This is a genomic window from Pseudomonas yamanorum (assembly GCF_900105735.1).
In the GTDB taxonomy this organism is placed as follows: Bacteria; Pseudomonadota; Gammaproteobacteria; order Pseudomonadales; family Pseudomonadaceae; genus Aquipseudomonas; species Aquipseudomonas yamanorum.
This window is the reverse complement of sequence record NZ_LT629793.1, coordinates 4947247-4960545: the sequence shown is the minus strand read 5'-3', so window position 1 is coordinate 4960545 and position 13299 is coordinate 4947247. Positions and strand designations below refer to the sequence as shown.

The following is a 13299-nucleotide window of genomic DNA, read 5'->3' as shown; positions in this document are numbered from 1 at the left end:
CTATTTATGCCGACTAACACTCATGCTTTTCACCTCTCTCCACAGGGCAAACTGCGCTGGGCCATCGCCAGCCTGTTCCTGTTACCTCAACTCGTACTGGCCGGCGGCTTGACCGTCGTCGAAGGGCCCGGCGGCACCCCACAACTGCAAAACCAGGCGGGCGTGCCTATCGTCAATATCGTCGCGCCGAATGCCGGCGGCCTGTCCCACAACCAATTTCTCGACTACAACGTCGACCGCCAAGGCGTGGTGTTGAACAACGCCTTGCAGGCGGGGCAATCCCAACTCGCCGGGCACCTGGCGGCCAACCCGCAGTTCCAGGGCCAGGCTGCGAGCGTGATCCTCAATGAAGTGGTCAGCCGTAACGCCTCGGCTCTCAACGGTGCGCAGGAGATTTTTGGCCAGGCGGCGGATTATGTGCTGGCCAACCCGAACGGGATTTCTGTCAACGGTGGCAGCTTCATCAACACCCCCAACGCCAGCCTGGTCGTCGGCCGTCCCGAGCTCAGCGACGGCAAGCTGCAAGGCTTGAACACCCGTGATGCAAGCGGCCAACTGACGGTGCAGGCCCAGGGCCTGCAAAACCGTGACGGCTCGATCAACCTGATCGCACCGCGCATCGACAGCGAAGGTCGGCTCAGCGCCCGTGATCAATTGAACCTCACCATCGGCCGCAATCAGGTCGACGTTGCCAGCGGCCAGGTGCGCCAGGTAGACCCGGCCAGCAAGACCGGAGACCAGCGTATCGACGCCAGCCTGTTCGGTGCGATGCAGGCCGGGCGGATCAATATCGTCAGCACCGCCGAAGGTGCCGGCGTACGCGTGGGGGCCGTGCAAGTGGATGGGCGGGACGGCGTGAACATCCGCTCGGCCGGCGACCTCGACATCAGCGGCCAGGTGCACGCCAATAGCCTTGAGGCCACCCGCGCCGGGGTGCAAAGCCGCCAGGGCGATGTCGACCTGCACAGCGCCAAGGACTTGAGCCTGGCCGCCACCGATATTGGCGGGCGCAACGTCAAGCTCGACGCTGGCCGCAACCTGACCTTGAGTAGCCTGGAGAGCCGCAAGCTCCAGGAAAAGCGTGAGCAGTGGAACAACAGCAACTTCCTCTTCACCTACGAAACCTACGACCGCACCACCACCGACAAGGACTCGCGCCAGCACGGCAACAGCGTCGTCGCGCAGCAGAACGCCGCGCTGTCTTCCGGCGCCAACACCGAGATCAAGGCCAGCCGTGTCGACGCCGGCGATACCGTGCGCGTCAACAGTGGCGCAGACCTGCGCCTGACCGCCGCCACCGAGACCCATGAAACCCGCGACCAGGGCAACCACCGCAAGCACCTGTGGAAAGCCGACTGGGACAGGTCCGCCAGCGAACAACGCAGCATCACCAGTAGCCTCAAGGCCGGCAAGAACCTGGAACTGACCGGCCGGCAGGCCCTGCAATTGCAGGGCGCCGAACTGAAAACCCCGGGGGATATTCAACTGGCCGCCCGGCACGTGGAAATCACCAGCGCCAGCCGGACCCAAAGCAGCCGGGATAACGGTTACTCCGGTGACCTGGTGGGCGGCAGTTTCTTCGGCTCCAAGGGCGATGGCGACAAGGGCAAAACCCTGAATACCGGCAGCAAGGTCAACGCCGACGGCAAGCTGATCGTGAAGGCCGATGAAGTACGCATCAGCGGCAGCCAGGCCCGTGGCGGCACGCAGGCCAGCGTCATCAGCGACAAGGGTTCGCTGGTGATCGATGGCGTACGCGACACGTCCCACGACAACCGCTACAGCAAGGACAGCAAGTTCTTCGGGATCTCCAAGGACGAAAGCCGCAAGAACCTCAAGGACAGCACCGTGGTCGCCAGCGAACTGCGCTCGGACAGTAACCTCGCACTGCACAGCGCCAAGGACATCGAAGTCAGTGGTTCCAAGGTGTCTGCCACAGGCGAACTGACGGCCGACGCCAAGGGTGATATCAAGATCGCTTCGGCGGAAAACACTTCCAGCGACACCACCCGCACTCACACCCGGGGTTTTGATGGCTACGCCAAGGAAACCGCCGACGGCACGCGCCAGTACCGCGCAGGCGTGAACTACGAAGACCAGCAGAAAACCAGCCACACCGACACCACCCGCCAACAAGCCTCCAGCCTCAGCGGCGGTACCCTGGCCGTCGCCGCGGGTGGCGATTTGAGCGTAGAGGGTTCAGGCCTCAAGGCCACCCAGGGTGATGCGACCTTAAGCGGGAAAAATGTCGAGTTGCTGGCGACCCATGACAGCACTGCCAACACCACCGAGCAGACCACCACTGGCGGTGGCGTCTACTACACCGGCGGCCTCGACAGGGCCGGCAGCGGCGCGCAGTTCAGCCATCAAAGCAGCCACGACACCAACAGCAAAACCACCGCGCACACCAGCACCGTTGCGGCGGCCGGCAAGCTGACCATCAATGCCGGCAACACCCTCACCAGCCAGGGCGCACAGGCCAAGGCCGGTTCCGGGTTGCAGGTCAACGCTGCGCAGGTCGACAACCAGGCGGCGCATAACAGCGAGTCCAGCACCCACAAGGAGAATGGCTGGACGGCCGATGCCGGCGCCAATATCGAATACAAAGGCATCACCCGGCCCATCGAAAAAGCCATCGAAGGTGTGGCCCAAAGCAAGTTTCATCAGCCAGGGCTGCTGGACGCGTTCGAGCAACCCAATGTCGGGCTCGATGTTGAAGTCGGCCATGCCAACAAGTCCCGCACACAGCAGGACAGCACGGCAGTGGTCAGCCAGTTCACGGGCGGCACGGTGCAGGTCAACGTCGCCGGCAAATTGCAGGATGAAGGCACTCAATACCATGCCACCGAGGGCGGCCTGAAAATCGATGCCGGCAGCCACCTTGCCACCGCTGCCGCCACTACCCACAGCAGTAGCGAGCAAGGCGTGGACGCCAAGGCCGGCGTACGGGTCTACACCACCACGGGTGAAGACTTGAACGTGCGCGGCAGCGGCGCCGGCGGCAGCAGTGACGTACGCGAATCCACCAGCACGGCAGTGGTCGGCAGCTACGCCGGGGCCCAAGGCGTGGGCATCGACGTCAAGGGCGATGCGCGTTATGAAGGCAGCCAGTTCAACGGCGGCCAGGCCGGCGTCGACCTCAAGGCGGGCGGCGAGTTGGCGCTGAATCAAGCCAACGACACCCAGAGCAAAACCAGCAGCACCCTGCGCGGCAACGGCTCGTTGACCGTGGGCACGGCGCCGGGCACCAACGGCAATAACGTCAACCTCGGTGCCGGCGTGCAGCTGGACAACAAGCGCCTGGACACCCAGGACAGCCAGGCCCGGGTCGCGACCCTCCAGGGCAAAGGTCCGGTGCAACTCAACAGCGGCGCCGACCTGACCCTGCAAGGCACCCGGATTGGCAGCAGCAGCGCCAAGACCGGTGACATCAACCTCGCCGCCGGTGGCAAGCTGGACCTGCAAGCCGCCACCGAGCGCCACGTCAGCAACGCCAGCAACCTGGGCGGCGGCCTGAACGTCGGCGCCGGCAAGACCAGCAGCGCTGAAAGCAGCGGCAAGACCGGGAGCCTCAGCGCCAACTTCAACATCGGCAAGGGCGCGGAAAACGACCAGACCGTCAGCGTCGGACAGCTGCACAGCAACGGCAACGTGACGCTCGCCAGCGGCGGCAACAGCGCCGATGCCATCCACCTGCAAGGCACGCAAATCGCGGCCAGCAACGTCAGCCTCGACGCGGTAAATGGCGGCATCCTGCAAGAGTCGGCGCAATCGACCCAGGCCCATGACAGCTGGGGCGTGACCTTGGGCGCGGGCGGCAGCGGCGGCAAAACCACGCTGGCCAACGCGGGTGAACACGACACGCCAAAGACCCAATACGGCATCAATGCCCGGGCCAAGGTCGACGTCGATTACCTGCAAGGCACCACTCAGCACGACAGCCAGATCAAGGCCGACACCGTGGTGATCAACAGTGCCGGTGATACCCGATTGTCCGGGGCACGGATCGACGCGAATCAGGTGAGCGGCAAGATCGGCGGCGACCTCGTGGTCGAGAGCCGCAAGGATCACGTCAGCAGCACCCAGGTCAACGTCGATGCCAAGCTGGACGTTGAGAAAAACCAGCCCGGCGTCGTCAACAAACTCGCCAAGACCACCGGCCCCCTAAAGGACAAAGTGCAGGCCAAGGCAGAAGGCGCGTTCGACAAGCACCGCGAAAAACTCGAGAACGCCGTCGACAAGGGCACCGAGCACCTGGCCTCGGCCAAGGACAACGTGGTTAATAGCGTCGGCAACGCCAAGGAGCGCCTGGGCGAAAAACTCACCCGCAGCGGTAGCTACGACGTGAACCCCGAGCCCCGTGGCGCCTTCGGCACCCGCGTGGAGCAGGCCAAGACTTACCTCGCCGACAAGAAGGACGCCCTGGGCACGCGCCTGTCCAGCGTCAAGGAAAAGCTCTGGCCGAAAACCAGTGACAGCTACGCCGTCAGCGGCAAGAACACCACCGGCAGCTCGGTGGCCAATACCGCAGAAAACGTGTTGTTCGGCGACAAGAGCGGCACCACCGCCTACACCCCGACCTTGAACCTGAACGTCAGCCACGTCGCCAAGGACAGCGTCACTCAGGCCTCGGGCATCAGCGGTACCCAGGGCGTGAACTTGCAGGTGGGTGGTGAGACTCGCTTGACCGGTGCGCGCATCGGGGCTTCGGAAGGCAAAGTCGATTTGGGTGGTTCTGCGGTAAACGCCACCACGTTGACGGGCAGCGATTATCGCGCGGATGTCGGGCTGAACGTCTCGAAGTCACCGGTCAATCTGGCGCTTGGCGCCAAGGATGAACTGACGCGCAAACAGGACGACGCAACGCGTAAGGATCAAGCCATCAACCTCGGACCGCTGCGGGTTGGCGGGCACAGTAATAGCCAGGAGTTGCAGGCCGGGATTGATCAAGGCACCCACTAAGCAACCCTGCTCCGGTGGAGACGGGCATGCCCGCTTTCATCGGAGCAAACATTTCTAAATGTTTCTTCATAAAGCCAAACCGTCATTAAACAGACACATTTCAGGAATTAAATCGTCACGTCCCAGACAGGTGGAGCCCTCCACCTACCCCCTTCCTTTGAGGTGTCGTCGTGATGTTGCTGACCAAAAAGAGTCTGTCAGTGTTGTTCACTGCCCTGTGCCTGAGTGGTGTCGCTCACGCCACTGACGTCACGGGTGCAGGCTCCAGTTTCGTCTACCCGGTGCTGTCCAAGTGGTCCCAGGAATACAGCAAAAGCTCCAGTGACCGGATCAACTACCAGTCCATCGGTTCTGGCGGCGGCATCGCCCAGATCAAGGCGGCCACCGTGGATTTCGGCGCTTCCGACGCACCGCTGTCGGCGGATGAACTGAAGGCCGGCGGCCTCGGCCAGTTCCCCAGCGTGATTGGCGGTATCGTACCGGTGATGAACGTCGAAGGCGTTGCAGCAGGCCAGCTGAAACTCGATGGCGAGGTGCTGGCGAAGATTTTCCTCGGTGACATCAAGGCCTGGAACGACCCGGCGATTGCCGCGCTCAACCCCGGCCTGAAGCTGCCCGGCGCGAATATCACCGTGGTCCACCGCTCGGACGGCTCGGGCACCTCGTACAACTTCACCAACTACCTCTCCAAAGTCAGTGATGGCTGGAAAAGCAAAATCGGTTTCGGCACCACCGTGCCGTGGCCAGTCGGTGTGGGCGGCAAGGGTAACGAAGGTGTTTCGGCCTACGTAAAGCAGATCAAGAATTCCATCGGCTTTGTTGAATACGCCTACGCCCTGCAGAACAAGATGACTTACGCCTCACTGAAGAACGCGTCCGGCAAATTCGTCGAGCCCAACGCCAAGGCCTTCCAGGCAGCGGCGGATACCGCCGACTGGGCCAACGCCAAGGACTTCAACCTGATCATGACCAACGCACCGGGCGAGAACGCGTGGCCGATCACGGCGACCACCTGGATCATCATGTACAAGCAGGCAAAGAACGCCGAGCAAAGCCAGGCCGCTTTCAACTTCTTCAAATGGTCATTGGAGAAAGGTCAACAGCAGGCTGCGGCATTGGACTACGTCGCGCTGCCTGTTTCCCTCGTGACCCGGATCGAAGGTTACTGGAAGTCCGACTTCGCCCACTGATCCGTCCCTGAGACCCGCGCCCTCAAGCAACCTGATGCCAGGGGGCGCTGGTGAGCACATCTGATATGAACGAAACCGTGCAATCGATGGTGATGACTACTCACGCGGGCGATGTGAGCGGTGACAACCGTGCTGCTCGCGATCAGCGCAATGACCTGTGGTTCAAACGCTCCATGTTCGGCGCTGCCATGCTGGTCTTGCTGTTATTGGCCAGCATTGCTGCCTCAACGCTTTGGGGCGGCGGCCTGGCCTTCAAGACTTTTGGTTTCGGTTTCATTACCAGCACCGACTGGGATGCGGTCAACAACCACTTCGGCGCCCTGGTGCCGATTTACGGCACCTTGGTCACCTCTTTCCTCGCGTTACTGATTGCGGTGCCCGTGAGTTTCGGCATCGCGATTTTCCTCACCGAAGTGGCGCCGCCCTGGCTGAGAATGCCAGTCGCCTCCGCCGTTGAATTGCTCGCGGGCATTCCCTCAATCATCTACGGCATGTGGGGCCTGTTTGTTTTCGGGCCCTTTATGGCAGAACACTTGTCACCCTGGATCAATGACTACCTGGGCGCACTTCCGTTTATTGGCTCGCTGTTCCAGGGACCGCCGCTGGGCATCGGGATGCTGACCGCCGGTATCGTCCTGGCGATCATGATTACGCCGTTCATCACGTCGGTGATGCATGAGGTTTTCCGCAGTGTTCCGACTCAATTGAAGGAGTCGGCCTACGCACTCGGTAGTACTACCTGGGAAGTGGTGTGGGACATCGTGTTGCCCTACACCCGCTCGGCCGTGGTCGGCGGGATCTTTCTTGGCCTCGGTCGCGCCCTGGGTGAAACCATGGCCGTCACCTTCGTGCTGGGTAACGCGCAACAGTTCTCCGCCTCGTTGCTGATGCCCAGCAGTTCCATTGCATCGGTCATCGCCAACGAGTTCAGCGAGGCCTACACCGACCTGCATCGTTCGGCGCTGATCGCCCTGGGCTTCCTGCTGTTTATCGTGACATTCGTGGTGCTGGCACTGGCGCGGTTGATGCTCATGCGCCTGTCACGCAAGGAGGGCCTATGAACAGCAACGACCGCCTGTACCGCAAGCGTGCCTTCAAGAACCGGGTGGCCATGCTGCTCAGTTGTGGCGCGACGGTCTTTGGCCTGCTGTGGCTGGCGTGGATTCTGCTGACTACCATCATCAACGGTTTTCAGGCACTCAACCTGCGCCTGTTTACCGAGATGACGCCGCCGCCCGGAACAGACGGCGGCCTGGCCAACGCGTTTTACGGCAGCGCCCTGATGTCCGGGATTGCGCTACTGATTGGCACGCCCATCGGGCTGATGGCCGGTATCTGGCTGGCGGAATTCGCACGGCACTCGCGCCTGGGTACCACAGTGCGTTTCATCAACGACATTCTGCTGTCCGCGCCCTCGATCGTCCTCGGTTTGTTCATCTACACCGGCGTAATCCTGCCGCTGAACCTGCTGACCAATCACCAGGTCGGCTTCTCTGCCATTGCTGGCGCCCTGGCGTTGGCACTGCTGGTGATTCCGGTGGTGGTGAGGACAACCGACGAGATGCTCCAACTGCAGCCCTCCACCATGCGTGAGGCGGCCCTGGCCCTGGGCGTGCCGCAATGGAAGCTGACGTTGCAGATCGTGTTGAGGGCGGCCAAGGCGGGTGTGGTGACCGGCATCCTGCTGGCGCTGGCCCGGATTACCGGGGAAACCGCCCCGCTGCTGTTCACCGCCTTCGGCAACCAGTTCTGGAGCAGCAACCTGCTCAAACCGATCGCCAGCGTGCCGGTGGTTATTTTCCAGTACGCCATGAGCCCCTTCGATGACTGGCACTCCCTCGCATGGGCAGGCGCCTTGGTACTGACGATGTTCGTGCTGGTGCTGAGCTTGCTGTCTCGCCTGATTCTTTTGCGCAATAGGTCCCACTGATGCAATCGACCCGCCTTGATCCTGAAAAAACCAAAATCCGTGTCCGTGGGTTGGAGTTTTTCTACAACAACCAACGTTCGCTGAAATCCATCGACATCGACATTCCGGAAAAACGCATCACCGCGATCATCGGTCCATCGGGTTGCGGGAAGTCGACCTTGCTGCGGGTATTCAACCGTATCTACTCGATGTACCCGAAGCAGGAAGCCCACGGTGAAGTGCTGCTCAATGGCGAAAACATCCTCGCCCCCGGCTACTCGATGAACCGCCTGCGCAGTCATGTCGGGATGGTCTTCCAGAAGCCGGTGCCGTTCCCCATGTCGATCTACGACAACATCGCCTATGCCGTGCGCCACCATGAAAAGCTGTCGCGCCGGGAAATGGATGATCGAGTCGAGCAAGCCTTGCGCGGCGGCGCGCTGTGGGATGAGGTGAAAGACAAACTCAAGCAGAGCGCCCAGAGTCTCTCAGGCGGGCAGCAGCAACGCCTGTGCATCGCCCGCACCATTGCGCTGCGGCCGCAGGTGTTGCTGCTGGATGAGCCGACCTCGGCACTCGACCCGATTTCCACCGGGCGCATCGAACAGTTGATCACCGAACTGAAAGAGCAATACACGGTGATCATCGTGACCCACAACATGCAGCAGGCCGCTCGGGTCTCGGACAGCACGGCGTTCATGTTCATGGGGGAGCTGATTGAGCACGGCAATACGGATGAGATCTTCACCAAGCCGAAGATGAAGCAGACCGAGGACTACATCACCGGGCGGTTCGGCTAGCTTTAACAAAAAAGCCGATCACTCTCTGCCATGAGAGTGATCGGCTTTTGTTGGGCAAAAAAAAACCCGGAAATCCTCACTTGCGTGGGCCTTCCGGATTTTCTAAACCGCCAAAAATGGTGGGTCGTGTGGGATTCGAACCTACGACCAATTGGTTAAAAGCCAACTGCTCTACCAACTGAGCTAACGACCCGCTGTGTGGTGGCGCGTATAATACTGATTTCTAAGGATTATTCAACACCTTATTTGAAATAAATCAGAAATAACGTGTTGGGTCAGTAATTCCGGCCGCCTGGAAGCCCTCTGCACGCAGTCGGCAGCTGTCGCACTTCCCACAAGCACGACCGTCAATGTCCGCCTGATAGCAGGAAACAGTCAGCGAGTAATCGACGCCAAGTCCTACGCCAGCCTTCACGATATCGGCCTTGCTGCGGTTCTGCAGCGGCGCCAGGATGCGAAAGCCCGGCCCCTCTACACCGGCCTTGGTAGCGAGGTTGGCCATGCGCTCGAACGACTCGATGTACTCGGGACGGCAGTCCGGGTAGCCGGCGTAGTCCAGGGCGTTGACGCCGATGAAGATGTCGCGCGCCTCGAGGACTTCGGCCCAGCCAAGGGCCAGGGACAGGAAGACGGTGTTGCGCGCCGGCACGTAGGTCACCGGGATGCCTTCGCTGGGGCCTTGCGGCACGTCTATGGAGCTGTCGGTCAGCGCCGAACCACCCATGCCGTCGAGGTTCAGGCCGATCACCTTGTGCTCCACCACGCCCAGGTCTCGAGCGACACGGGCAGCAGCATTCAACTCGGCGCGATGGCGCTGGCCGTAGTCGAAGCTCAGGGTGTAGCAGCTGTAGCCTTCTGCACGGGCCATGGCGACCACGGTGGCGGAGTCGAGGCCGCCGGACAGCAGGATGACAGCACGCTTTTGATCAGTCATCTCAGCGCCCCGGCTCGTCGTTCCACAGGTACTTGTGCAACTGCAGCTGCAGGCGCACCGGCAGATTGTCTGCGACAACCCAGTCAGCCAGGTCGCGAGCATTCAGGTCATGATGGCTGGGGGAAAACAGCACTTCGCCGGCACGGCGGTCCAGGCCATATTGGATCAGCTTGGAGGTCGCCCAGTCGTAGTCTTCACGGGAACAGATGACGAACTTGACCTGGTCGTTGGCCGTCAGCAACTCGATGTTCTCGTAGCGGTTGCGGTGCGCTTCCTTGGAACCCGGGGTCTTGAGGTCGACGACACGACTGACGCGAGGGTCGACCGCGGAAATATCCAGGGCACCGCTGGTTTCCAGGGAAACCTCGTAACCGGCATCACACAACTGCTTGAGCAGGGGAATGGCATTAGGCTGCGCCAGCGGCTCGCCACCGGTGACGCAGACATAACGCGGCCGGTAACCGGCCACTTGCTCGAGGATGTCGTCAAGGGTGCGCACGGTACCGCCACTGAAGGCGTAGGCGCTGTCGCAGTACTGGCAACGCAGCGGGCAACCGGTGAGGCGCACAAATACAGTGGGCAGCCCGGCAGTGCGCGTTTCACCCTGCAACGAGTAAAAAACTTCGGTGATACGTAATGTGTCTTGCATAGTCGCCACGGGCGTAACAGCTAAACAGGCTGTCCGCCTCCGTCAGGCACTTCGAGGAATTCCGCCAACGCGTAAACCCCAGGAAGCGTGTTTCATAAAAGGGCGTGGATTCTAACGAAAAAACCCGCGCAGGGCGCGGGTTTCTTCTGAACGGGTTGCGACGCTTACATGCGTTGCAGATCCCGCTGTGCCAACTGAGCAGCGGAGGTACCCGGATATTGGGCCACCACCTGCTGCAGAATGCCTTTGACCTTGTCGGTATGACCCAGGCGGCGTTCTACGTCAGCCAGTTTGTACAGCGAATCCGGCACCTTGGCGTGCTTGGGGTACAGCTGGCTGACCTTGGCAAACGCCTGACCTGCACCTTGCAAGTCGCCTTTGGCCAGGTTCACCTCACCCAACCAGTACTGGGCGTTGCCCGCGTACTGGCTGTTCGGGTATTTGCGCAGGAATGCGGTAAAAGCCTGGCTGGCCTTATCGAAATCCTTGGCTTTGATCAGGTCGAAGGCTGCGTCGTAATACAGTTTTTCCTTCGCCGGATCACCCGGTTCGCTGCTGGCGGCAGGGGCTTGGCTGGCAGCCGCGGCCCCTGCTGCTGCACCACCGGCGGCGGCACTTGGCGCGCCACCGGCAGAAGAATTATCAGGAGTAGCGGCTGGTGTAACGCCGGCTCCAATACGTCGATCAAGATCCTGGTAACGCTCCAGGCCTTCTTGCTTCAGCTGGTTCACTTGATTCTGCAGAACTTCAATCGTGCCTTGTTGCTGCGACAATTGATCCTGCATGCGTTGCAGCTGGTTGAACAGTTCGCCCTGTGCCGAAGGCGCGGCCGTAGCCGCCCCCCCGGCATAGGCGCCGTTCGTGCCATAACCCGCTGGCGGATAACTGCTCCCGCTATTGTTATAGCCAGAGTTGCTATCTTCCACAGGAACCGCAGCCCACACCGCAAGCGGTGCCAGGCTGAGAGCCAATACAGTTAGAGCACGACGGCACGTTCGCATGACGAATTACTTACGCAGTTCGACGCGACGGTTTTGAGCCCAGGACTGCTCGTCGTGGCCAGTAGCAACTGGACGCTCTTTACCGTAGGAAACCAGTTCCAGTTGGCCTGGAGCAACACCTTGCAGTACCAGGTAGCGCTGAACGGCTTTCGCACGACGCTCGCCCAGTGCCATGTTGTACTCACGAGTACCACGTTCGTCGGTGTTACCTTCCAGAACAACGCGAGCGCCGTTAGCTTTCAGGTCCTTCGCGTGAACGTCCAGAGCGCGCATGGCTTCTGGTTTCAGGTCCGAACTGTCGTATTCGAAGTAGAAAGTGGTGATAGCGCGCAGAGCAGCTTCTTCGCTCAGGGAGCCGTCAACTGCACCAGTGTTAGCGCCGTAACCAGCGTTTGGATCAACAGCTGCGCCTTCACCGGCATTGTCGCCGCCTTTAGACGAGCAACCAACGGCTACGGACAGAGCCAGAGCCAGAGCAGCAAACTTACCAAACTTCAGCATTTCCATCGTGAAACTCCTAATGAACCCCAGTGTGTTAAGTACTTCTTTTTGTAGCGCCGCGTCAGTTCAGGTAAGGGGACCAGGATGGTTCTCTGACTTCGCCTTGTGCGGTAGGAAGCGGGAGCCTTACGCGTCCATTAATGGACACGAGCATCAAGACTCCCCGGCCCTGCTGGCGGGTGGCGTAGATTACCATGGTGCCGTTGGGCGCAACAGTGGCTGACTCATCAAGGTTGGTATCTGTAAGGATTTTTACGGTTCCGCGCTGCAAATCCTGGGCCGCAACCCGGAAATTAGTGAAACCATCCTGACGGTGAATCATCACCAACGTCTTTTCATCAGCCGAAAGCTTAGGTGCAGCGTTGTAGTTACCAATAAAGGTCACACGTTCGGCGCCGCCGCCGTTGACGCTGGTTTTGTAGACTTGCGGCTTGCCGCCACGGTCGGAGGTGAAGTAGATGGTCGAACCATCCTTACCCCAGAACGGTTCGGTGTTGATGCCAGGGCCGCTGGTAACACGGCTCAGTTGGCGCGAAGCCATGTTCATCACGTAAATGTCCGGGTTACCGTCTTTGGACAATACGAACGCCAGGCGAGAACCATCCGGCGACCAGGCTGGCGCGCCATTCAGGCCTTCGAAGTTGGTGATCTGCTCACGGCGACCGGTGTCGATGTGCTGAACGAAGATGCGTGGACGCTTCTGTTCAAAGGACACGTAGGCGATACGCTTGCCGTCTGGTGCAAAGCGTGGCGACAGGATCGGCTCACGGGATTGCAGCAGCGTCACTGCACGAGCGCCGTCATAGTCGGAGCGCTGCAGCGTGTAGCGAGTGTTGTCTACCGAAAAACGCTCTGCTGTTACATAGAGCAGGCGAGTCGAGAAGGCACCCTTGATCCCGGTCAGCTTTTCAAACGACTGGTCGGAGATGTAGTGCGCCATGTCCCGCAACTGATCCGTGGTACCCGACACGCTGCCGGTCAGCACTTGCTGCTCGGTCGCGACGTTGAACAGGGTGTACTGGATCTGCAGGCGACCGCCGGCAGGCGTGATGCTGCCAACCATCAGGTACTGGGCGTTCAGCGCTTTCCAGTCACGGAAGATGACTTCGCTGGCCTGGGTCGGCTGGCTGATCATGTTGCCTTTGTCGATCGGCGCGTAGTAACCGGAGTTGCGCAGGTCATCACTGATGATCTGCGACATGTCGTCCGGCAGCACGCTGCCGCCCTGCCAGCCAAACGGTACAACGGCGATCGGGGTGGCCCGATCGCTACCGCTGGTGACCAGGATGTTCTTTTCATCCGCCGCCGCTATCCCTGCCATGCAGCAAATAACGACAAGCATTCCTCGAAGAA

The 13299-nt window shown here is 60.7% G+C and carries 10 protein-coding genes and 1 tRNA gene; 5 read left to right on the top strand and 6 right to left on the bottom strand.

The genetic code is table 11. From position 1 onward, the window contains the following. Window positions 1-6: 6 nt before the first annotated feature. The 5 genes from BLU46_RS23310 (at window position 7) to pstB (ending at window position 8861) form a co-directional block, all read left to right on the top strand. Entirely contained in the window at window positions 7-4962 is a 4956-nt protein-coding gene (locus tag BLU46_RS23310) for a hemagglutinin repeat-containing protein (protein ID WP_093205709.1), read from the top strand. A 173-nt stretch (window positions 4963-5135) separates the two neighbouring features. Then, complete coding sequence (gene pstS / locus BLU46_RS23305) at window positions 5136-6152, top strand: phosphate ABC transporter substrate-binding protein PstS (protein ID WP_093205704.1); 1017 nt, start codon at window positions 5136-5138, stop codon at window positions 6150-6152. 65 nt (window positions 6153-6217) lie between these two features. Then, window positions 6218-7213: a phosphate ABC transporter permease subunit PstC gene (gene pstC, locus BLU46_RS23300; RefSeq protein WP_093205700.1), complete on the top strand. Its 996-nt coding sequence runs from the start codon at window positions 6218-6220 to the stop codon at window positions 7211-7213. Next, window positions 7210-8082 carry a phosphate ABC transporter permease PstA gene (gene pstA / locus BLU46_RS23295; protein ID WP_063027624.1) on the top strand — a complete coding sequence of 291 codons (873 nt, stop codon included), beginning with the start codon at window positions 7210-7212 and terminating at the stop codon, window positions 8080-8082. The genes pstC and pstA overlap by 4 nt, the downstream gene beginning before the upstream one ends. Continuing rightward, entirely contained in the window at window positions 8082-8861 is a 780-nt protein-coding gene (pstB, locus tag BLU46_RS23290; RefSeq protein WP_063027622.1) for a phosphate ABC transporter ATP-binding protein PstB, read from the top strand. Before pstA ends, pstB begins: the two co-directional genes overlap by 1 nt. Window positions 8862-8978: 117 nt before the next feature. On the opposite strand, the gene BLU46_RS23285 is transcribed toward pstB, so the two are convergent. The 6 genes from BLU46_RS23285 to tolB all read right to left on the bottom strand — a co-directional run bounded on the left by BLU46_RS23285 (window position 8979) and on the right by tolB (window position 13288). After that, window positions 8979-9054: transfer RNA gene (locus tag BLU46_RS23285), tRNA-Lys, on the bottom strand. A 63-nt stretch (window positions 9055-9117) separates the two neighbouring features. Then, window positions 9118-9795, bottom strand: a complete 678-nt coding sequence (gene queC / locus BLU46_RS23280) for a 7-cyano-7-deazaguanine synthase QueC (RefSeq protein ID WP_093205696.1) — start codon at window positions 9793-9795, stop codon at window positions 9118-9120. 1 nt (window position 9796) lies between these two features. Beyond that, window positions 9797-10444, bottom strand: a complete 648-nt coding sequence (queE, locus tag BLU46_RS23275) for a 7-carboxy-7-deazaguanine synthase QueE (RefSeq protein WP_063027618.1) — start codon at window positions 10442-10444, stop codon at window positions 9797-9799. Window positions 10445-10608: 164 nt separating this feature from the next. Further along, complete coding sequence (gene ybgF / locus BLU46_RS23270) at window positions 10609-11445, bottom strand: tol-pal system protein YbgF (RefSeq protein ID WP_063027616.1); 837 nt, start codon at window positions 11443-11445, stop codon at window positions 10609-10611. A gap of 6 nt (window positions 11446-11451) precedes the next feature. Continuing rightward, window positions 11452-11952, bottom strand: coding sequence for a peptidoglycan-associated lipoprotein Pal (gene pal / locus BLU46_RS23265; RefSeq protein ID WP_003209827.1), 501 nt, complete (start codon window positions 11950-11952; stop codon window positions 11452-11454). A 55-nt stretch (window positions 11953-12007) separates the two neighbouring features. Further along, window positions 12008-13288 carry a Tol-Pal system beta propeller repeat protein TolB gene (gene tolB, locus BLU46_RS23260; protein ID WP_032868196.1) on the bottom strand — a complete coding sequence of 427 codons (1281 nt, stop codon included), beginning with the start codon at window positions 13286-13288 and terminating at the stop codon, window positions 12008-12010. Between the last annotated feature and the right edge of the window lie 11 nt (window positions 13289-13299).